Source organism: Vibrio artabrorum (assembly GCF_024347295.1).
Lineage (GTDB): Bacteria > Pseudomonadota > Gammaproteobacteria > Enterobacterales > Vibrionaceae > Vibrio > Vibrio artabrorum.
Window position 1 is genome coordinate 700,698 of the sequence record NZ_AP025458.1, and the last position, 20,743, is coordinate 721,440.

Annotated in this window: 17 protein-coding genes, 1 other RNA gene and 5 pseudogenes; 6 read left to right on the plus strand and 17 right to left on the minus strand. The window is 41.4% G+C overall.

Annotated elements, in window-relative coordinates:
• Window positions 1-90: 90 nt before the first annotated feature.
• From OCU36_RS03215 to OCU36_RS03225, 3 genes and pseudogenes are all read right to left on the minus strand, one after another.
• Window positions 91-435, minus strand: a pseudogene (locus OCU36_RS03215) (transposase); the annotation flags it as partial.
• A gap of 27 nt (window positions 436-462) precedes the next feature.
• A protein-coding gene (locus tag OCU36_RS03220) for an IS3 family transposase (RefSeq protein ID WP_261839018.1) occupies window positions 463-1,613 on the minus strand; the annotation gives its coding sequence in 2 pieces (ribosomal slippage) (window positions 463-1,370 and window positions 1,370-1,613; 1,152 coding nt in all).
• Between the two features lie 89 nt (window positions 1,614-1,702).
• Window positions 1,703-2,134: a DUF2000 domain-containing protein gene (locus OCU36_RS03225; RefSeq protein WP_261839019.1), complete on the minus strand. Its 432-nt coding sequence runs from the start codon at window positions 2,132-2,134 to the stop codon at window positions 1,703-1,705.
• A gap of 154 nt (window positions 2,135-2,288) precedes the next feature.
• Between OCU36_RS03225 and OCU36_RS03230 the strand changes: the two are divergent.
• Window positions 2,289-2,698, plus strand: a pseudogene (locus tag OCU36_RS03230) (Lrp/AsnC family transcriptional regulator).
• Here OCU36_RS03230 and OCU36_RS20150 read toward each other — a convergent pair.
• Window positions 2,659-2,887: pseudogene (locus OCU36_RS20150) on the minus strand (hypothetical protein); the annotation flags it as partial. The pseudogenes OCU36_RS03230 and OCU36_RS20150 overlap by 40 nt on opposite strands.
• Before the next feature lie 525 nt (window positions 2,888-3,412).
• Here OCU36_RS20150 and OCU36_RS03235 point away from each other — a divergent pair.
• Window positions 3,413-4,562, plus strand: a pseudogene (locus tag OCU36_RS03235) (IS3 family transposase).
• Between the two features lie 65 nt (window positions 4,563-4,627).
• Window positions 4,628-4,801 (plus strand): transposase domain-containing protein, encoded by a 174-nt coding sequence (locus OCU36_RS03240; protein ID WP_261839020.1) that lies wholly within the window; start codon window positions 4,628-4,630, stop codon window positions 4,799-4,801.
• Window positions 4,802-5,059: 258 nt separating this feature from the next.
• On the opposite strand, the gene OCU36_RS03245 is transcribed toward OCU36_RS03240, so the two are convergent.
• The 3 genes from OCU36_RS03245 to OCU36_RS03255 all read right to left on the minus strand — a co-directional run bounded on the left by OCU36_RS03245 (window position 5,060) and on the right by OCU36_RS03255 (window position 9,222).
• Window positions 5,060-6,982: an alpha/beta hydrolase family protein gene (locus tag OCU36_RS03245; RefSeq protein WP_261839021.1), complete on the minus strand. Its 1,923-nt coding sequence runs from the start codon at window positions 6,980-6,982 to the stop codon at window positions 5,060-5,062.
• Window positions 6,983-7,246: 264 nt separating this feature from the next.
• On the minus strand, window positions 7,247-8,215 hold the full coding sequence (locus OCU36_RS03250) for an IS110 family RNA-guided transposase (RefSeq protein ID WP_261839022.1): 969 nt from the start codon (window positions 8,213-8,215) through the stop codon (window positions 7,247-7,249).
• Between the two features lie 86 nt (window positions 8,216-8,301).
• Complete coding sequence (locus OCU36_RS03255) at window positions 8,302-9,222, minus strand: IS5 family transposase (protein WP_261839023.1); 921 nt, start codon at window positions 9,220-9,222, stop codon at window positions 8,302-8,304.
• 305 nt (window positions 9,223-9,527) lie between these two features.
• On the opposite strand from OCU36_RS03255, the gene OCU36_RS03260 reads away from it, so the two are divergent.
• A complete protein-coding gene (locus OCU36_RS03260; protein ID WP_261839024.1) occupies window positions 9,528-9,914 on the plus strand; it encodes a LysM peptidoglycan-binding domain-containing protein in 387 nt (128 codons plus the stop codon).
• A gap of 190 nt (window positions 9,915-10,104) precedes the next feature.
• Here OCU36_RS03260 and OCU36_RS03265 read toward each other — a convergent pair whose 3' ends face one another.
• From OCU36_RS03265 to smpB, 8 genes and pseudogenes are all read right to left on the minus strand, one after another.
• The gene (locus tag OCU36_RS03265; protein WP_261839025.1) at window positions 10,105-10,767 is read right to left on the minus strand and encodes an inovirus Gp2 family protein; all 663 of its coding nucleotides are present in this window, start codon (window positions 10,765-10,767) and stop codon (window positions 10,105-10,107) included.
• A 426-nt stretch (window positions 10,768-11,193) separates the two neighbouring features.
• Window positions 11,194-12,723: a YfjI family protein gene (locus tag OCU36_RS03270; protein ID WP_261839026.1), complete on the minus strand. Its 1,530-nt coding sequence runs from the start codon at window positions 12,721-12,723 to the stop codon at window positions 11,194-11,196.
• Window positions 12,720-12,956: a helix-turn-helix transcriptional regulator gene (locus OCU36_RS03275; protein WP_261839027.1), complete on the minus strand. Its 237-nt coding sequence runs from the start codon at window positions 12,954-12,956 to the stop codon at window positions 12,720-12,722. The genes OCU36_RS03270 and OCU36_RS03275 overlap by 4 nt, the downstream gene beginning before the upstream one ends.
• Before the next feature lie 388 nt (window positions 12,957-13,344).
• Window positions 13,345-14,397: a hypothetical protein gene (locus tag OCU36_RS03280; RefSeq protein WP_261839028.1), complete on the minus strand. Its 1,053-nt coding sequence runs from the start codon at window positions 14,395-14,397 to the stop codon at window positions 13,345-13,347.
• Between the two features lie 54 nt (window positions 14,398-14,451).
• Window positions 14,452-14,664, minus strand: a pseudogene (locus OCU36_RS03285) (hypothetical protein); the annotation flags it as partial.
• Between the two features lie 175 nt (window positions 14,665-14,839).
• Complete coding sequence (locus OCU36_RS03290) at window positions 14,840-16,081, minus strand: integrase domain-containing protein (protein ID WP_261839029.1); 1,242 nt, start codon at window positions 16,079-16,081, stop codon at window positions 14,840-14,842.
• Window positions 16,082-16,258: 177 nt separating this feature from the next.
• Window positions 16,259-16,625: a transfer-messenger RNA gene (gene ssrA / locus OCU36_RS03295) on the minus strand.
• A 66-nt stretch (window positions 16,626-16,691) separates the two neighbouring features.
• Entirely contained in the window at window positions 16,692-17,177 is a 486-nt protein-coding gene (gene smpB / locus OCU36_RS03300; RefSeq protein ID WP_004735156.1) for an SsrA-binding protein SmpB, read from the minus strand.
• Window positions 17,178-17,296: 119 nt separating this feature from the next.
• On the opposite strand from smpB, the gene OCU36_RS03305 reads away from it, so the two are divergent.
• Window positions 17,297-17,725, plus strand: a complete 429-nt coding sequence (locus OCU36_RS03305; RefSeq protein ID WP_017062793.1) for an SRPBCC family protein — start codon at window positions 17,297-17,299, stop codon at window positions 17,723-17,725.
• Window positions 17,726-17,728: 3 nt separating this feature from the next.
• Window positions 17,729-18,040 carry an RnfH family protein gene (locus OCU36_RS03310; RefSeq protein WP_102312307.1) on the plus strand — a complete coding sequence of 104 codons (312 nt, stop codon included), beginning with the start codon at window positions 17,729-17,731 and terminating at the stop codon, window positions 18,038-18,040.
• A 153-nt stretch (window positions 18,041-18,193) separates the two neighbouring features.
• Here OCU36_RS03310 and bamE read toward each other — a convergent pair whose 3' ends face one another.
• A complete protein-coding gene (bamE, locus tag OCU36_RS03315) occupies window positions 18,194-18,553 on the minus strand; it encodes an outer membrane protein assembly factor BamE (RefSeq protein ID WP_261839030.1) in 360 nt (119 codons plus the stop codon).
• Window positions 18,554-18,720: 167 nt separating this feature from the next.
• On the minus strand, window positions 18,721-20,385 hold the full coding sequence (gene recN, locus OCU36_RS03320) for a DNA repair protein RecN (protein WP_261839031.1): 1,665 nt from the start codon (window positions 20,383-20,385) through the stop codon (window positions 18,721-18,723).
• Between the last annotated feature and the right edge of the window lie 358 nt (window positions 20,386-20,743).

The window sequence follows — 20,743 nt, forward strand, 5'->3', positions numbered from 1 at the left end:
AGTGTGGCATATCCTCGGTAGGGGGAATCCATGTCATTCGTTGTTGATCAAATCAGCTTGAGGTTCAACAACGCCATATTTGACTAATCGTTAGCTTCTAACAGGCATACCTAGTCCTATGACTTTGTTTATAGCTTTGACATTCGCCATGATTTCTCCCACTTGGGCGTTGTAACATCTCAAGCTCAATTTACCGCTGGTTAATCCTTTATATCGAGACATTGCGGTCTCAGATATTGAGCGATTGTGGTAACCAGACTCAGATTTCCACTCCGTTATTGTTCCGTTTTTAAGAGCTTCTACAGCTTCATTTCTGGGATGCCCATCTTCCCAAAGAGCTGCATTCTTTCGAGGTGGTATCAACGGAGTACAGCCCTTATTTTTCAGAGTCTCATGGCAACTTTTTGTGTCATATGCTCCATCAGCAGATACTGATCTGCTCCAGTCAGACTGGACACCGCATTAAGCGACATATTGTTTTTCAAAGTTAACTGGGCTTAGATACCCAAGAGCACTGTGCCTTCTTGTTCGATTATAATCAACTTCGATATATTCAAAAAGCGCTTGGCGCATCTCTTCTCGCGTCATTATCGGCTCGTATTGGATGGCTTCTACTTTCATTGTGTGGAAAAAGCTTTCAACACAGGCGTTATCCCAGCAATTTCCCTTCCTACTCATACTTTGTTTTAAATTATGAGCTGCGATTAAGTCTCGGTAGTCTTTTGAGCAATATTGGCTGCCTCTATCACTATGGATAATCATTCCTTCTGGCATGCCTCTGCGGAACAAAGCCATTGATAGCGCATCACAGACAAGAGTTGCGGTCATTCTTGTACTCATTGACCAACCAACGACTTGCCGTGAATACAGGTCGATAATAACAGCTAAATACATCCAGCCTTCGCTAGTCGCGAGATAGGTGATATCTCCAGCCCATTTTTGATTTGGGGCTGTCGCATTAAAGTCTTGGTCAAGCAAGTTCGGGGCAACGGGAAGCCTATGCTTACTGTCTGTCGTGCTTTTGAACTTACGGGCGGCCTTCGCAACGAGTCCCTGACGCTTCATGCTCGCGGCGATGGTTTTTACATCGTGCTTATTACCATTTTCTTCAAGTTCTTTTTGAATACGCCTTGCACCATCACGTTCCTTTTTATCATCAAAGACTTCGCGAACTTTGATATCAAGTTGCTTGCGGTGCTCGTTTCGTTGAGTGACTTTATTGCGATTATCAATCCAGTAATAAAACCCACTTCGAGAAACCCCAAACACCTTAGCCATACGGACAATCCTATATTGCATAAGGTGTTTGAGCATAAACTCATAGCAATCTACTTTAGATTTTTCGCGAAGTAGGTGGCGGCCTTTTTTACGATATCTAGCTCTTCAGCTTGCTCTGCCAATAATCGTTTGAGTTTGGCATTTTCGGTGGCGAGCTCTCTTTCTCTATCACTGACTTTCGCGTCTTTTTTGACGGCTTTACGCCATCCATAGCTCTGGGATTCATATAACGATAGCTGCCGTGCAGCCGCAGCGACCCCCACTTTCTCTGCTAACTTAAGTGCTTCAGCTTTAAATTCAGGAGCATGTTTGATTCGTGTTTTCTTAGTTGTCATTGTTCACCTCGTTAGTGATTGTACTCACTTAACTCAGTGTCCAAAACTTTTGGTGTGGATCAAAGCCCGATCACACCGCAATAGTTAACTTATTTGTATAAACTAAATTTCTTTGTCATCTCTCGAATTACTTCTGTTTCACCAAATAGACATATTCCTAAGTAATTCAGTTCTAATTCTGGCGTTTCCTTTGTCTTAGACTGTTGTACTAATGAACCACCTACAATCATGGTATTAGTAAAAACTGTAAATTTGATTCCTTGGGTAATCGCTTCTTCTCTTACCTTCCTAATTTTATTGGAGTTGTTAGCTTTCAAAACAATAAATGGGTAATGAGATATACAACGGTGTAGGTTGTTGTCCTGATCCTCATAGTCAACATAGATCGCATCATCTGATGCCAGTAAGTGCGATAAGCCAACACTAAGGTGACCGAGCACATTAACAGTACGCCCGACATCCATTTTTTTATCCAGAATCGCAACAAATCGTTTTTTCGTTTCATTTGGTAGATTATTCATTGCTTTACCTTATTGGTGATAGATTGTTCATATGGATATTAGATATATTATAGATGGCTTTACACGAAATATTCTTGCATATATTGTAATGATTGAATAAATTACGCAATAAAAGTGATGTATGGATAGATATAACGAAAGAATCTTGCAATAATTGAGTGTAAATGGAAGAGTCACAAATGCACAGTTTGCACAAAAGATAGGTCTGTCTGCATCTGCATGCTTACGCCGTGTCCAAGAGTTAGAGAGTAAAGGGATCATTAAAGGCTATCGTGTATACTTGACTCCAAAAGACTTGGTCGTGGTTTTGTTGCATACGTTACAGTTGGTCTTTCTACACATACAAGTAAAGCACAGAAAAGTTTTGAAGATGCTATTTATCTATCACACGAAGTTGTGGAATGTCATAACGTAACGGGGAGATTTGAATACTTATTACGTGTAGAAACTACAGATTTAAAAAGCTACAAAGCATTCCATTCTGACACCCTTGGAATGCTACCTCACGTAACCATGATTACAACTCATGTAGTTATGGCGTCTACCAAGGATGAGCGAGCATGAACTGACGAGAATGTAACTTTTTTATATTGCTTTTCATATTCTACAGGCGACAGTTGATTATTGGAAACATGTCTTTGATTCGCAATGTCATGGCTTGTATATTGGGCATCCTGATCTGAATGTGAGTGTTTTTTTATCGAAGAACGCCGCCATATCTCCATCAGATAGAGCGTCTAATGCTAGATGCTTCAATCATGCGTAAAAGCCACTTGGATAGACGTCAAGTACGCTGCACATTCGTCGTACAGACCAGATAGGCATATAGGCTTTTATCTTACGAATCCCCTCATAAATTTCTATATAAAACAATGATTAGACGCACATCGCTCATTCTTATCTAGTGAGTTTCGCCAAAAACACACCTGATTAAATGGATTTAATAGGAAGTTCTAACGATGCACGATGTGCAAATGCTACAGCAAAATATTGAGAATCAATACCCTGAAATTCACAAAAAATGACTTAAATATCTGATGGTTGCAACCAAAACGGTACTTGATGGCTCTGACCTCACACTTACCAAAATTGGATGAGCTCTCGACACTGATACCACTGTGAAACATGCCATCAAACGTATCGACCAATTGCTTGGTGATAGCAATCTACACCGTGAAAAAGAATCCATATATGAATGGCATGCCTTCTTTATTGGTAAGCCCCTGATTCCCTACACACTAAATAGTTATATAATTGAACAAACTATGAGGTGTCATCATGAGCGGAAAACGCTATCCAGAAGAATTTAAAATCCAGGCCGTTGAACAGGTGACTAAACAAGGTCACACACTCAGTTCTACAGCAGAGCGACTTGGCATAAGTTACAAATCTCTGTGCGATTGGGTTAAGAAATACGATAAACCAGATAAACAGTGCAAGTATGAAGATGACCAAAGTGCTGAGTTACGCAAACTGAAAGCCGAACTTAAGCGTGTTACTATGGAGAGGGACATTCTAAAGGAAGCCGCGGTGTACTTTGCAGGGGAGTCAAAGAAAAGTACACGTTCATAATTGAACGGCTCCAACGCTATCCAGTTAAAGTTGTTTGCTGTGCTCTAGGCATTGAGCGTAGTGGGTTTTACGCGTGGCGTCGTCAGCCACTCAGTGCTCGAGCCAAAGAAGACCAACGCTTACTTGGCAAAATAAAACAATTTTGTCTAGAAAGTGGATGCGTCTACGGCTATCGAAATATCACAATCGATCTGAAAAGTGATGGAGAAATCTGTGGTAAAAACCGAGTATACAGACTGATGAAATCCGCCAATATTAAAGCTATTCGTGGCTATAAGAGGCATAAGGGATTTTATTCTGGGAAAGTTGACTTGGCTGCTCCAAACCTTCTGGAACGAGAATTTATGGTCGATAAACCAGACCTACGTTGGGTAACCGACTTTACTTATATACTGACTTACGAGGGTTGGCTTACTTTACCGTTGTTATTGATTTATTCTCCAGAAAAGTCGTCGGGTGGACGATGAAAAGTAGCCCAAAAACTGATCTTGTTATTGATGCCTTGTTGATGGTGATTTGGCGTAGACGACCAAGTGAACAGGTACTCGTTCACTCAGATCAAGGCGTGCAATATACCTAGAGCGACTGGCGCAGTTTCCTAAAAGAGCACAATATGGAAATTAGCATGAGTCGAAAGGGAAACTGTCACGACAACGCCGTTGCTGAGAGTTTTTTCTCGCTGCTCAAGAAAGATAGAGTAAAGCGAAGAATTTACAAAACCCGTGATGAAGCCCGCTCTGAGATATTTGAATATATCGAGTGCTTCTACAATCCAAAACGGAATCATGGTACTAATGGTGGGCTGTCACCGAATGAGTATGAAAGACAGTATTATCAGAAACTTGAAAGTGTGTAGAGTTCTGGGGTCTTACCAGTTTGTGGTTGGACGGAAAGCGTGGTTATTTACTAAAAGTGAGCGTGGTGCCCGTAGCAGCTGCATCTTATATAGCTTTAGTTGAGATAGCTAAAGCGAATGGCTTAGTCTTAGTACTGGCAGAGTATTTGACCCATTGCTTTAAGCGACTGGCGGTCGAACCAGATAACTTAGAAGCATTGATGCCATGGAACATCAAAGGGTTAAAAGCCGTTAAGTAAGAAAGATACGGAAGGCTAATCACCTTCCGTATCTTATTGCAGTAGGGTGTTTACCGCCAGCTTACAGTATACCTAAAACCCAATATTTTGTTTTAGAATTAAGTACCGTTATCTCCGATCTGAATTAGGAAGCAAAGCTCCTTTCACCACTATGTTTCAATGATAGTTGGGAGCCTCTTCAAGAAGATTGTTCAGTTAACTTCTTGTCAGGTTCTTGAAAAGGGCTCCTACGTGTCTCAGGTAGAATTGTTGAACAGTCTATTGAGTTTGTTCTAGTAAGTGCGTTTTTAGGAAGCGATCCATTGCTTGATAACCATCAAGACGGTTTTCTAGAGAGCGAAAACCATGTCCTTCGTTTTCTTTTACTATGTATTTCACATTAACGCCACGATCACGTAATGCTTTGACGATCTGGTCTGATTCACTTTTTACTACACGTGGGTCCTGGGCACCTTGTAGGACTAACAATGGTGCTTTAATTTGATCCACATGAAACACTGGAGAGTAAGCTTTCATCATTTCTGCATCTTCAGGGTCATTTGGGTTACCCACTTGTTCATGCAGCATAGCTAGGATTGGTATCCAGTACGATGGAATAGAATTCATGAAGGTCATTAGGTTGGAAATACCAACGTAGTCAATACCACATTTGTACAGATCAGGAGTAAATGTCACGCCTGCCAATGCTGCATATCCACCATATGATGCTCCGTAAATGCACACGTCGCCATCCTTGGCATAACCTTGGTTAATCGCCCATTTTACTCCGTCAGTAATGTCGTCTTGCATCGACTGCCCCCATTGCTTGAATGACTTCTCCCAGAATTCACGTCCATAGCCAGTTGACCCTCGAAAGTTCATTTGTAGTACGGCAATACCACGGTTAGCAAATAGTTGTACTTCAGGTTGGAATCCCCAATTATCACGCTCCCACGGACCACCGTGTGGCAATACAATTAAAGGTAAGTTTTTTGCTTCACGACCTTTTGGTAGTGTTAAATAACCATGAATGGTTTCGCCATCACGAGCGGTGTAAGAAATAGGTTTCATCTTCGCCATATCTTCTGGCTTGTGCCATGGAGCATTTTCTGCCAATTTTTCTAGTATGTCTCTATCACGATCGTAATAATAATAGTTTGGACGATCAACGTCACTGTATGTAACAACAATCATCTTACGTTCGTCACGGGTCATGTTGCTGACTGCTATTTCTACTCCTGGTAACTTTTCTTGTAGACGGTTAAATGTTTTTTCGTAACCTTTATCAAGGAAGTGGTAATGAAGCTTATCGGTTACATACGAGATAGTTGTCAACTTATTGAGGGCATTTGAGTAACTTGCATTGGTCACGTCGACCTTTGGGTGAGTGAATATCTCACGAACCTCTTTGTTGGCTTTCACGTCGTACTCAACAATAGCAGATTTATCGCGGGTGATCCGAGACGCAACATACAGATTCTTATTATCTGGTGTGAACGAGATTGGTGAAAATTGATCCTTAAAAGTTAGTTTTTTTAAAGGATGAAACTCTTCGTTCACTGTATTCCGATACAGAACGGTGGTATTGACGCCGTCTGAGGTTAAAATTACACGAATATTCCCTTTATGGTCAGTTCCCCAATAACGTACGTTGCCCGGATTTTGTGCAACAAGTGTATTTTTGCCGGTTTTCAAATTATGACGATAAACATCAAATATTTGTGAATTACGTTCATTGGTTGATATAAGGATATCATCAGGTTGGTTATCTAGTGGATCGAGTACGTAAGCCTTTACCCCTGATGTAGGTGTGATGGCTTGTTCTTTGCCTGTTTTGACATTGACGGCCACAAGATAGAAATTTTCATCACCACTAGTATCGCGTGAGTAAATAATTGTGTCATCACCAACCCAATAGTAGTTATCTATATCACGTGTGGAAACTGAAGTAATGCGTTTAATGTCTTCTGGTTTTCCTATCGGATGAACAAACACGTTGCGGCGGTCTTGCCATGGTTTCATCATTGAGATGTACTCACCAGCTGGAGATATCTGGTAGTTAGATACTTCTGAATTTCGAAAGAAGTAGTCAACGGGATACTCAGGTGGAATAGTCTCGGTATTTGTGATAGCGGAGGTTTGACTGCAACCTACCAGTAGTAGTCCAAAAGCGGTAGCAAGAATGAATCGGCGAATCGTCATTGTATAATACTCCTTGTGTTGAAAATCTGCCTGTATCATTTATGTCGGTTTGAGAGGATAAATTATCATCATCAAAAAAGAGGAGAGACAAAGCAGCGAAAGAAAATCCAGAATTGAATAGATGAATAGATGAATAGATGAATAGAGCTTACCTTGTAAGCATTTTTAAATCTATACATAACGACTATACAATATTCGAACTTTCTTCCTGAAATTAACATTGGCTGGAGGTGTAGATACCATCTCTCAGAAACGACCACAAACTTAATTTAAGGTTAATTCAGACTGATATCTTGTCTGATTTTTTATAACGCCAAAACATATTTGAATTAGCTTTCTCATAGCTGCACCTAACGCTTGCATTTTTGTTTTACCAGCGGCTAATAGCCGCTTTTTTTGTGCTTTGATATCGGGATTGTATTTGCCAGCGCTAACTGCGGCCAAAAATATTTTTGACCGAATTCGAGATGGTCCAATTTTACTCAATGTGGTTCTACCTTTAAATGAGCCAGACTCATTAAGCCTTGGCGTAAGACCTACAAATGCAGCCGCTTGCTTGGCTGTTGAGAAGCTCTTAGCTGAAAATAAATACACCAGCTCTCTCGACATTACCTTTCCGATACCTACAACACTCATAAGTAAATCATGATTTTTACTCATGACGGGACAAGCCGAAATGATGACATCAATTTCACGTTCAATGTCCTTAATTTCATCATCTAAAATGTGGACAATTCGTTTAATTGATAACAGAACTCGCTCATGAGAAGCACTGATTGTGCAAGCTTCAAGTCGGTTGCTTTCTCTCAAACGATCTTTTTCCAACGCTGACAGCCTACGAACTAACGCTTTGATTGACCTTATGTTCTCGGCATCTGGTTTCCACAAAGAAGTATGCTCATATTGTGCATCACCGTATCTTGCAAGCATATATGAGTCTGATTTATCAGTTTTATGAATTAACCCTAGCGATTGAGAGAATTTCTTCGCTTTACCTGGGTTTGAAATGATGATTTGAAAACCTGACGTGTGTAAATATAAAGCGATGGCTTCATGATAAACGCCTGTAGATTCCATCGTAATGACGATTTCGTTGGGTTGGCATCTAGCTTGCCTTAACAACCAATCATTGATTATTGAATAATCGACTTTCCGATTTTTAAAACACCGAAATTTTCGACCGCTCTTGGTTTGATTTAGTAATAAACAGAAATCTAAAGAATCTTTACTCACATCAATTCCAACATTTACTCTCATATCAACGAGGCTTTGTTGCGTAATTAAATTTAGAGATAGAGCCACCCCGTTTCGCGTATTCCTTAGTCAATACGACAAGTTTCAGGCATACCTAACCCAGTAAGCTTGTTCAACGCTTTTATCATCGCGTAAGTTTCACCCACCTGTGCATTGTAATTTCTTAAGCTCAGTTGCCCTCCTAGCAACTGTTTAACTCGATACATTGCTGTTTCTGAGAGTGAACGTTTGTGGTATCCATACCGCTCTTTCCAATACTTATTTGAGCCGTATAATTTCTGGCAACCCACGGCGAGATTTCGAGGGTGACCACGCTCCCAGAAGGCTGCCCCTTCTCTTGGGGGAATAAGCGCAATGGCTCCCTTAATCTTAATAGCAGCGTGACACGCTCTCGTGTCGTAAGCGCCATCACCAGACACCTCAAGGATACTTCGGCGTGTTTGTTTCAGTAAGTTAGGGAATACTTCTCCATCTGTAACCGTCGATAAACTTAGCTCGGCGGCAATGATCTCATGAGTGTTGGTATCGACGGCAATATGAAGCTTTCTCCAGACTCTACGCTTGCCATCCGTCCCGTGTTTTTTGACTTTCCATTCACCTTCGCCATAAACCTTAAGGCCAGTTGAATCAATGGCTAGGTGTTGTATCGCTCCTCTCGTTTTAGTCTTAAATGAAACCTCAACTTGCTTGGCTCTACGACTGATGCAGGTGTAATGCGGACAACTTAACGGTACATGGGCTAACCTAAATATCGAGTCGATAAATCCTTGAAGCGCTCTCAATGGCATAGAAAAAACTCGTTTCACCATGAGTGCTGTCGTGATAGCTAAATCACTGAACCGACGCGGCCTCCCGCGCTTATTCTGTTTACTTTGCGCCCACCCGCTTATTGCTTCTTCATCAATCCAAAAGGTCAGAGAGCCACGGTTAATGAGTGATTGGTTGTATTGCTTCCAGTTGGTTGTTTTGTAACGAGGCTTAGGCATAGGGCTACGAGAGAGGGGGGAGGTAGCTGATCAGATCGTAGGTTCTTGATTTAGTTCCATTGAATTACGCAACAAAGCCTATCAACGACTCCACTTGTGCATACAGCGTCATTAGTTAATAACTAAGCGCTCGGATACCATCCAGTATTAGAGAAAGTAAAATCAGGGGATAATCTACAGCTCAATGTTAAACATTACGTGGTCAAACATCCTCACTGATTTTAGAGCTTGGAGGATAGCTAATCATCCAAAACTTCAATGGCTTTTAGATAATAAGCATTCAATTAAATAACCAAGGTTACCGTATGAACTTAAAGTCTATCGCTTTATCAATAACAACGTTATCAGCACTTGCAATGAGTGGCTGTGCGTCTAATGATGATTTAATCGCAGCACAAGAAAAACAACAGCAACAAATTACTCAACTCGAATCTCAAATCGAAAAAGTTGAGCAAAAGACGCAAAAGCAAGAGCGCGCTATTCAAATGGCGAACCAGCAAACCAATAAACTTCTGACAGACCAAGCAAAAGAGAAAGAGCAGAAGAGTATGCGCTATGTCGTAAAAGAAAACGATACATTATATAGCATTGCTAAAGAGCACCGTATGGGAGTGGATGCATTAACACAGCTTAACCCACAACTTTCTAACCCTAACCTATTGCTTATTGGGAGCACGATTAACGTTAAGTAATATTTTTTAGTAAAGACGGGGTTCTGCTGTTCAATTACCAGAACCCTATTCCTAGTTTATGAACGGCTGTGCTTAAAGGAAATACAATTTACCTTTCACCGAGCACTAAGGCTGACAGTCTTGAATAAACACAGTCGACCGAAATAAAAATGTGTGCGTGTGATACGCAGTTGTTAAAAATAACCCCCTTTTAATTACTACTTGTTCCAAAACAACGATGTCCTTCGCCATAATGCTTTGTGTCAAGCTTGGCTAAGTAAGTGGCCCTCCCATAGGCATCGAATAACTTCTCTTGCCAACCCAGTTGATTACGCCTGATCACGTATCCCGACTTATCTGGAAACTCCACCAGCGGCATGTAATTTTCCATGTCATCGGACAATGACAATAGAAATAACCTCCTCTCCATGTTCTGCATGGCTCTTGCCCAAGCCGTGTAGACTTTACCGCTCAAGTGCTCAGGATTAAGCCTCGTATAATCACCCAAGCCACTGTAGTACTCATTACTGACAATAATCATTACGTGATAATGATCTTTCTCAGCACTCTTACGCTCTCTTGCCCAAATGTAACGCACTGGACATGCGTGTACCTTTTGACCGTAACGTTGCTTACGTTTCCGTTCAGCTTCAATTTGACTGCGTAATGACTCTATAAATAACGTCATTGGATTCAAATCATAAAGAGCATAACCATCAATAGAACAGGTTGACGGCAAACGTAAATCCACTCGAAACACTAAAATACGAGCACTATGATTCGCTAATGCTTTATTAAATACCTTCTGTATTGATAACAAGTAATCCTTGTTATGTACGTATTGAGTAAATATAGGGTAATTAATATTTTCCATACCTATCCTCATTGAACTTATTCTTAACTAATATATACACGTGCATTAGCATACACCTTAGTATATATGCATTAAGGTATTATTATTGAGTTGGTATTAATGTATTGCTTTAAATGTATTACTGATTGTTAGATGTATATTACCAATAACCGACCCGAACGATAATGAAATAAACATTAAAAATCCAAACAACCATTGGTTATTATTTAAAATAGATCATTACAAACAACTCCGAAGTTAATTTATATGAGGCGTTTAATTTAAAAGGAATCTAAGAAATGAAACTATTTAAATTTATATACATCATCTTTTTGTCAACTTTACTTGCTGTAGGTTTCCTTAAACTTGCAGGACTCCCATTGATACAACCTCTTGTTCTCATTGGGTAAGCGCCCGATACATTGACTCTCAACCATGCCTAAATGTTTAGTAATGAGACATAGGCAAGGGTGGAATCGAAACCGTTGATAAATCTACTTGCTGTTTAGGTAAGTCTTGTGGATGCGCAGGAAATAGATCAATGACCTTCGTTTGGCCTACTAGCAACTGTGAGAACCGAGGGTCGGGCCCCAAATAGTCTAATGCTGCCTTTAGAGCTTTACTCTTTCGCAAACAATTGGGACCATACTGGAGAATATAGTTATTCTTGATGTACCGAGTCCCTGCATTTGCTCTTTGTGCTAACCAATTCGCTAATACCTCCGCATCAAGTACATACTGTGGGGGACTTGGTGGTGAACAAAATAGCCCCATAAACTCTGACGAATAATAGGCCACAATGTTGATGGCATCCCAGAGCGTCGAGAGCGGTATCTCTGAGAGAGTTTCATCCTCTGAGTAGACTTCAAAACAATGCAATATTGCAGCAACACGAACTGTGTTTTCAACAAGCTTAGAAGCATGGTCTTTAGCAAACTCAAATCGTCCACCTGGCTTCATGCTCGTTTCAATTTCATTTGAAATTTCCGTAAGGACCTTTTTAGCGTCATAGCAGAATTTAACGACTCTTCGTTTGCGCTCGTCGATTTCTAGTGGCAATAGCTGAAGTAATGAATAGACTCGTTCATTGAATTCATCGATTGCTTCCGTTGGAATCTTTATGCCGTACGATTGACGGTTGCCACAGTTTGAAGGCGGATAGCAGAGTAAGAAACGAGCGAAGAAGCCATTATCACGTACATCATCTGTAGATTTTGTGATAAACTTTTTCACGGTACTTACTTGAGTCATGATCGCTACGGTCAAGCGAGCATCTTCAATGATGATATCATTGCTTGATTTTCTGCTTACTCTGGTGTCTTCGCCTGACCAAAGATCGTTCAAAAAGCTAGTGTTTCTCATGAGTAGAGAATTTAGGATCTTGGCCCCTTCGCTGCTGCTAAGTATTGCATTAGCCCCCACACCTTGTAGCTCAGCCTGCAAAGCTTGCGGCGTGACGTCTTCAAACCGGATAACTCTCGGCTTAGGCGCTTGCGGCTCGTTCAATTGATGATCGACAAGCCTTTCAATGGCAATGTCTTTCTCTTCATTAGAAGCATCAAGCATTTCTTGCATTAAATACTTCTCTACCTCTCGATATTCACTTATGATTAGGGCATGCCTAACTAAGGCTCGCTTTAAGCGCTTAGTATCATCAAGCATGAACCTCTTGAGTCCTTTAATTACTTTCGATTCAAGACTCGATTTTCGCTCGCCAGAACCAGCAACAGTCAATATGTTCAAAGAAATTGGACCTGCTTTGCCTGTTAATGGATTCTCCACATCCACTAATCCCTGAAGGGAGGTTGAGGACGCGGCTAGAGCTGCCGACAAATTCATTGCGCGTGGCGTTTGAGTCATCTGCTCAAGATTGTCTAAGGCTCTAAAAATAGTAGAATCGTTTCTGAAGTAGGGCGGTACGGATTGGTAAGGAAACCAAGCTGTGCCCTGAAGGCCTATAGGAAGCACATTGCTCATTGAATGCCCCCCTCATCATCAGACTGACGCGCTCTAGTTCTAGAGTATATCCACGCATGGATTTCGGACGACAACCAACCGACAGCTCGCGAACCAAGAGCTACGGGGTTAGGAAAAGTTGAATCGTATCTGGGTGAGTTGTGATTGAGCTTGTCGTAAATAGACGATCTAGAAAGCCCCGTGATTTTTATTAGGTCATGAATACGATAGATGTGTGTGTCATTGCTATTCATTTATGTTCCTCCTATTTGTAACCAGAGAGTACACTTTAAATCAAAGCAAAAATCGAATCATCGTACTTAGGAAACTCCATAAACTCCAAAGTGGCATTAAGAACTGTTTTTTTGAAGCCCATCACAACTAAGCTATAAAACGGCGCATGGGAGTTTGGAATTAGGAAAGGCTATTGACAGGGGGCTAGTTCTATCGGTTGATTATCGTTCTCACGAACGTGCAGCACATTGCCAATGTCAAAGCCATAAGGTGAGGAATTGCTGCTAGTACAGGGGCTGTAAAGCCGAAAGTACCATAGTTGAAACCACCGACTAAAGTCGGTGGTTTCAATCTTCTAGAAATCAATGAACAATTCCGATCTAGAATGGTGTTATTGCAGCTGACCATTCAGTTTCGTCTATTGAAAAGTGCCATACAATAGCTTTTGTACTCGTTATTCGAAAAAACGACATTATCTAGTTTGTTATTTAAACTTAAATTGATCAAATGCGGTAAGATTGGTGGTTCTAAAAAAGGTTCTTCCGGTTTATCGTTACTATCTACGCTCTCACTTATCGTCACTCTCACCTTTGGATTGATAAACCGTTCATAAGCCTGCGCCTTTCTGCTAGCTTTAAGCTTTTCCTCATTTTTCAGTACGTATTTATCTATTAACTTTGCCTTTTCGCTTGATTCTTTAGTGCCCAACAAAGGATTTTTTTCATAGATAAAATGAGCAAAAGCTGCCAGAGAGCACAATATTTTATAATCCTCATTTCTATAACTCACACCTACTTTATAAAGTGAATCTTTATAATCATCTATATCTTCAACTGAAGGAAGGGAGGATAGCGAAATGCTATCCTTCAAAGCATCTTCATGTTTTTTATCACAAAAGATATCATCCATTTTCATATTCAAGAATGAGATATTACTCACTTCAGAAAATACTTTTTCTCCTTGTTGCGATATATAATACTTACCAAAAAACTTAAGACTAAAAGTGGTTCCCAGTATCCTGCGCCATTTTTCTCTTTCAGAAAAACAGCTTATCCCTATCTTATTATTTATTAATTCCTCTATATGGGAAAATGCATCAAATTCTTTTTCGCCATGCTCATCAAATAAAAAAACCAGCGGTGATTCTTTAATCTGGCATTTTCCAAAATTTATAATATTGTGTACATCAGGTAATTGCAGACTTAATTCAACCAAAAAACCTTGAGTGGCATTGTTACCAATAATTTCCGATAAGTTATAATTCAAGGGGTGTCTATATGAATTCAGTAAACAAATGGCTTCGTATGGTTTTTTATTCCATTCATCGCCATCACTACCAACACCAAACCAGAGATAGGACTGTTCAGGTGGACGGTAATAAAGTGGTATGCCTGACTTGATGGATCGTTGAAGGATGGTATCTAGTGTACTACCTAATTTTGAAATGTGAGTAAATGGCAAACCATTCTCCCCTATAAGACTGCTATTCCTGCTACAAATAGCAAAAGTAGCAGGTTATATACCAAAGTGTCGACGCAAAAAAGTTGCTTTTGTCGGCGATATCGTCTCTTTCTTCTTAGGAGCAAGAGCTTGTAACTTTCTTCCCCACACCTGCATTACAAGCAATTGCTCATCAAAGTAGTCGTAGTGATTGTAGACTCGCAACATACCAGGTAATTGATGCCTGACAGCTTTTTCGACTGCGACTATATCAAGCTTCATTTCATTGACTAAAGGATCGACGTGAAACTAAAAAGATTTATCGTTTTATCCCAAGAGCCGAATATGTTCATGAACCCTGCTAAGGGAAATACTCTCTATAATGTACAAAAAATTGAAATAACCAAAGATGTTAATTAGGGAAAATGAAAGCCTAAACATTGGCTTTCATTCCAATTTTAGATTAAACAACTAACTTAATATTTACTGTCCCTGTCACACTATAGCTCCCTCGACTAGCTTTCTCTATATGCTCACTCCACCAGCACATTACTTTACGGCGACGCTCTAGGTAGTCGGTACGATTATAGGCGCTACGAACTTGGTTTTTATCAACATGAGCAAGACAAGTCTCAATCACATCATAATCAAAACCTTGCTCATTTAGTGTCGTACTAGCTATTGAGCGCATCCCATGGGATACAAGGCGGCCACCATAGCCCATACGCTTTAGGGCGGCATTTGCCGTTTGGCTGTTACATGGTTTTTTCGGATCTTTGTCTGAAGGAAATATAAACTCTCTATGCCCACTAATCGGCTTAATGACCTCAAGTATATCAAGCATTTGGGGAGTTAAAGGAACTCGATGTTCTTTTCGTTTTTTCATTCGTTCAGCCGGAATAATCCACACCTCATTTTCTAGATCTAGTTCATCCCAACGAGCGTTACTTGCTTCAGCAGGGCGTGTAATCGTGTGTAGTTGCCATTCTAAGAGACAACGGGTCGTTTTCTTGATATTGGCGTTAGCAATGGCTTGCATTAGTTCAGGAAGCTCTTGAGGGGTAATCGCCTTCATATGTTTCTTTTCAGGTCTTTGAAAAACGGCTTTGATATTGGTTAGAGGGTTCGCATGAATAATGCCTGCGTTAACGGCGTAGCCCATAATCTCATTCATACGCTGGCTTAATCGCTTAATTGTTTCTAAGCTGCCTTTTGCCTCTATCGGACGTAGCAATTCTATCACCATAGGGGCTGTGATCTGGCTGATTGGTGTTTGGGCAAGGGTAGGGAAGATATTTCTTTCCAGAGAACGCCAAATGTCATCAGCGTAATTCTGAGTAACTTGGGTTTTCTTGAGCTTAAACCATTCGGAAGCAATATTGATAAAGGTATGCTCGGTGAGTGCTTTTTGCTGTTCTTTTTCTTGAGCTTTTTTAGTTCGGGGGTCAATACCTTCAGCTAATAGTTGTCTATGCTCGAAGTTGAGCTGTTTTGCTTTGGAGAAACTCAGGGAAGGGTAAGTGCCTAAACTCAGCTTGGCACGCTTACCAGTTTCTGGACTTGTATAAGTAGTGCGCCATGATTTAGTTCCGTTCGGCAATACACGCAGTTGTAAACCGTCACCCACAGAAATCGTGTATTCCCCCTCCTGTGGTTTTGCGTTCTTTAGCTTGGTATCCGTTATTCTACCTGTGGTCTTAGCCATTTTTACCCTCGTATAGTTACCCAATATTTTGGGTTATTTTACATTGGGTAACGTATTGGGTAAACGATAACGAATAAGTTACTGGGCGTTAAAAAACACTAATGGACGCTAAGGTATTGATCATAAAGGGTTACAGGCACAAAAAAAGACGTCCTAGGACGTCTTTAGATACTGAGTTGGTGGAGCTGGCGGGAGTTGAACCCGCGTCCAAAAATCATTCATCATTGGTACTACATGCTTAGTCGATCTTTAATTTCACCAGCAACCTGCGAACCGACACGCTAGTTAAAGGCTAACCTGAATTATAATTCGCGCTTTTCCTCTCAGGTGGGAGAATCCGCGCTAGCTAGTTTGGGTTTGATCTCTTATTGGTCCCCGTCTTACGAGCGGAAGCTAGGGTAAGAGAGCTCTGAGCAGGTTATTAAGCTGCTAGTGCGTAGTTTTCGTCGTTTGCGACTATTTTTTTGCGGCTTTTAACGTGGCCAACCGCCCCACGGCATGCACCTCAGACTTCAAAATTCCTGTCGAATCCTAAATCAGCCCCAAGTGTTATTTGCATAGTACCAGAAAAGCATTACCTGTCTAGCTCTGTGCGTTTAAGTGCTTAAAATTAGCGCAAATTACTCTTCATAATTCGTGCTTTATCTCTCGCCCAATCTTTTTCTTTCATATCAGTACGTTTATCGTGCAGCTTTTTACCTTTCGCTACGCCAACTTTAATCTTAGCCCAAGAGCGAGACCAGTATAGTGCGGTTGCGACAAGTGTCATGCCTTCACGGTTAATACGACCGATCAGGTTATCGAGTTCTTTTCTCGACATCAGTAATTTACGGATACGTGTTGGGTTCGCCACGATATGAGTACTCGCTTGAGTCAGCGGAGTGATCGTCATACCACTAATGAAAGCTTCACCATCTCGGATGTAGACGTAGCTTTCTGCGATGTTGGTTTTGCCTTCACGTAGGGATTTGACTTCCCAGCCTTGTAGCTCAAGCCCCGCTTCTATCTCATCATCGATGAAATATTCGTGGCGAGCTTTCTTATTAAGCGCAATGGTATTGCTACCGGCTTTTGATTTTGATTTATTCTTTGCCATAATGGCCCCATTATACGGATTGCACCCTAATTGGGGAATCCTTTTTATTTGCGCTCTAGCCCAATACAATTAAAATTGCAGTTTGTGTTAATGTAACGCTGTCTTTAACAGGAGTCTATATGCCAAAGGTTACTCGTTCAGCATTAGTGTCTTTTAGTGCCGACCAGATGTTCAGCTTGGTCAATGATGTTGCTCGTTATCCTGAGTTTTTGCCAGGGTGTTCTGGTTCTCGTGTGATCGAATCTTCAGATTCCGCGATGGTGGCTTCGGTTGATGTCTCTAAAGCGGGGATCAGCAAAACATTCACCACGTCGAATCGCATGGCGGATGGCGCCGAGATTTTAATGGAGCTGGTGGACGGCCCGTTTAAAAAGTTGCAGGGGGGGTGGTATTTTACTCCACTCGACGAGCAAGCGTGTAAGGTTGAACTTAAGTTGGAGTTTGAATTTTCTAGCCGCATGATTGAAATGGCATTTGGTAAGATTTTTAATGAGCTGACAAGCAATATGGTCAGTGCTTTTACTCAACGAGCAAAACAGGTTTATTAAACCATGACGATTGAATCGGATATGATCCACGTAGAGGTGGTGTTTGCGCTTCCCCATGAGCAGCGTGTATTTACCTTAGTGGTGAACAAGAACGCAACCGTTGAAGAGATTATTGCGCAGTCTGGTGTCTTAGAGTTGTACCCAGAGATCGACTTAACGAAAAACAAGGTTGGCGTATTTAGCCGCAATGTTAAGCTAGATGCGACGGTTCGTGATAAAGATCGTATCGAAATTTATCGCGCACTATTGGCTGATCCTAAAGAGATTCGCCGTAAGCGGGCTGAACAAGCCAAAGCGGCCGCAGCTAAATCGTGATACCAAACAAATTTGAGTAACAAGAGAGCTCGCGACATCGGCGAGCTTTTTTGTGCTTAGGCGATAAAGATTAACGTGTATGCTGATATGAAAAAGCCTGTTCAATGTGAACAGGCTTTTGCGATTCTTGCTTGAGGGCTTTGTTTACTCAAGCTAGCGAAGGCTTTCGAAGAACTCATCACTGGCTTTAAAATCGCCATTGATCGTGACTAAGGTACCCGCAGCACTAAACTTAACGACGAGGTTTTTCTGAATAGGGTCTTCATGGCCTTTGGTGTGGTGATAAATGTAGTACCACGTATCTGGGTAGCCATTTTCGATAAGCATAGGTGAGCCCATAACGTAACGAACTTGGGTTTTTGTCATGCCAAACTTGAGCTGATCGACCGCTTCTTGTTCAACGTAGTTACCCTGATTGATGTCAATTCGATAAACCAACTTCTCTAGTACAGAGCAACCGGTCAACATTGTTAGTGCAAGTGGAACTGCAACTAACCACTTTTTAATTCGCATAGTCTGAGATCTTTCTTCGCTAAAATACAGCCTGATAATAAACAAGCTCCAGCAAGAAGTAAAAAGCTCCTTGCCCTTTGAGCTTGTTATGACTGGCAATTTTGAATTAAGTTGCAAAATTGCCAATATTTTTCGGTAAATTATCAGAAAGTTGCTGAAGATGTAACCTAAGCGGCGATAAGTAATTCTTTTGCATTGGCGAGTGTCGACTCAGTGATCTGGCTGCCACCAAGCAGACGAGCAAGTTCTGAAATGCGTTGTTGCTCATCCAAGGTGTGCATTTGGGTCTCTGTTTTGCCTGATTTCGTGTTCTTAGCAACGAACAGTTGTTGATGCCCACAACCGGCCACTTGAGGTAGGTGGGTCACACACATCACTTGGGTCGATTCACCCAGTGTGCGCAGCATTTTCCCAACAACCGCAGCGGTTGGCCCGCTGATACCCACATCGACTTCATCGAAAATCAGGCTTGGTGTATCGACTTTTTGTGCCGTGATCACCTGAATCGCCAGTGAGATTCGTGATAACTCACCACCAGAAGCTACTTTAGCAATGGGCTGCATTGGTTGGCCTGGGTTGGTCGAAACAATGAAGGTCACGTTATCCATACCCAATGGCGATGGGTGGGTGTTGGTGTTGTTCACTTCTATTGCAAACTGCGCTTTTTCCATGCTGAGTTCGTGCATGCTTTGTGTGATCAGTTTGTTGAGCTCTTTGGCGTAACGAACGCGAGACTTGTGCAGTTTCTCTGATTTAGCAACGAACGATTGGTATTGGTGCTCAACATCGTTGGCTAATTCTTCTAGCTTTTCATCTGAGCAATCCAGTGCTTCAACTTGTTGCAATAAGTCTTGATGGTGCTTATATAACTCTTCTGGCAACACATGATGCTTGCGAGACATTGACATCACTTTTGAAAAGCGCTCTTCAACGTAAGCCATACGGCCAGGATCGACATCGATGCTGTCTAGGTAAGATCTTAATTCGTTATTGGTTTCTTCAATCTGAATGATGGCTTCAGAGAGCAGATTTGGCAGTTCAGCCAGTCTTTCATCAAGATCTGCTAACTGAATTAAGGCGTTATTGGCCGATTGCAAAATACCAAGCGCATTAACTTCTTCACCTTCATAAATAAGCTCGATAGCTTGTTGGCAGGTTGTGGCCAGCTCTCCGCTATTGGAGAGGCGCTTATGCTCTTGTTCGAGGTCTTCATATTCTTCCTCCCCAATAGATAGCTCATTTAACTCTTTGATTTGGTACTCAAGTAGTTGTTTTTGAGCTTGGTTTTGCTGGCTATTTTCACGTAACTCTTTTAAGTGGTTATCCGCTTGTCGCCATGCTTGGTAGGCATGACGAGTCGATTTTAATAGGTTCAAGTGGCCTGCGTATTGGTCAAGCATCGCCATTTGATAATCACTTTTCATTAATTGATGGTGCGCGTGTTGACCATGAATGTTGATCAACAGCTGACCCAGAGACTTCAATTGTGAAAGAGGGACAGGACTGCCGTTGATGAATGCGCGAGAACGACCTTCTTTAGAGATGGTTCTGCGTAATATGCATTCACCGCCATCCAGCAGTTCATTATCCTCTAACCAGCGGGTAGCATGCAGATTGTTCTCAAGTAAAAAAGCGGCACTGACTTCGGTTTTTTGTTCACCTTGTCGAACCATTCCTGCATCGGATCTTCCTCCAAGACATAAACCTAATGCATCGATAGCGATAGATTTACCCGCCCCCGTTTCACCGGTGATTGTTGTCATGCCTTTAGAGAGTTCTAGCTGTAAAGACTTAACAATAGCGAAATTATTAACACTTAAATGAGCCAGCATTTTTATTTACCTGTATAACTGAACAATACTGTATATAAGTTCAGTATATACTGTTTCTTTATACAGTAAAGTCGACAGGTAAAAATTTTTGTGAAGAGGATCTAAACCTTACGGGACGAGGAGTGGGTTTCTGAGTGTCATTCCATAGAGCTACAAAGGAAAGAGATCGGGAATCGGTTATCGTTTTCGACTCGCTTCGAGAGATCCCCAACTCGGTCGTGCCTCCCTCTTGAGGATGACGTTGTTTGTTTTGCTGTAGTGGCGGTGAGTCAGAAGTGTCATTCCATAGAGTGACGAAGGAGTGAGTCGGGAATCTGTTTTCGCCTCGCTTTGAGAGCTCTCCAACTCTGTTGTTCTT

What these genes read in the sequence shown, in the direction of transcription:
- smpB (WP_004735156.1), bottom strand. Translation starts at nt 17,177, where the DNA reads ATGGCAAAGAATAAATCAAAATCAAAAGCCGGTAGCAATACCATTGCG.
- OCU36_RS03255 (WP_261839023.1), bottom strand. Translation starts at nt 9,222, where the DNA reads ATGCCTAAGCCTCGTTACAAAACAACCAACTGGAAGCAATACAACCAA.
- OCU36_RS03305 (WP_017062793.1), top strand. Translation starts at nt 17,297, where the DNA reads ATGCCAAAGGTTACTCGTTCAGCATTAGTGTCTTTTAGTGCCGACCAG.
- OCU36_RS03310 (WP_102312307.1), top strand. Translation starts at nt 17,729, where the DNA reads ATGACGATTGAATCGGATATGATCCACGTAGAGGTGGTGTTTGCGCTT.
- OCU36_RS03225 (WP_261839019.1), bottom strand. Translation starts at nt 2,134, where the DNA reads ATGAATAATCTACCAAATGAAACGAAAAAACGATTTGTTGCGATTCTG.
- OCU36_RS03290 (WP_261839029.1), bottom strand. Translation starts at nt 16,081, where the DNA reads ATGGCTAAGACCACAGGTAGAATAACGGATACCAAGCTAAAGAACGCA.
- recN (WP_261839031.1), bottom strand. Translation starts at nt 20,385, where the DNA reads ATGCTGGCTCATTTAAGTGTTAATAATTTCGCTATTGTTAAGTCTTTA.
- OCU36_RS03265 (WP_261839025.1), bottom strand. Translation starts at nt 10,767, where the DNA reads ATGGAAAATATTAATTACCCTATATTTACTCAATACGTACATAACAAG.
- OCU36_RS03245 (WP_261839021.1), bottom strand. Translation starts at nt 6,982, where the DNA reads ATGACGATTCGCCGATTCATTCTTGCTACCGCTTTTGGACTACTACTG.
- OCU36_RS03275 (WP_261839027.1), bottom strand. Translation starts at nt 12,956, where the DNA reads ATGAATAGCAATGACACACACATCTATCGTATTCATGACCTAATAAAA.
- bamE (WP_261839030.1), bottom strand. Translation starts at nt 18,553, where the DNA reads ATGCGAATTAAAAAGTGGTTAGTTGCAGTTCCACTTGCACTAACAATG.
- OCU36_RS03260 (WP_261839024.1), top strand. Translation starts at nt 9,528, where the DNA reads ATGAACTTAAAGTCTATCGCTTTATCAATAACAACGTTATCAGCACTT.
- OCU36_RS03270 (WP_261839026.1), bottom strand. Translation starts at nt 12,723, where the DNA reads ATGAGCAATGTGCTTCCTATAGGCCTTCAGGGCACAGCTTGGTTTCCT.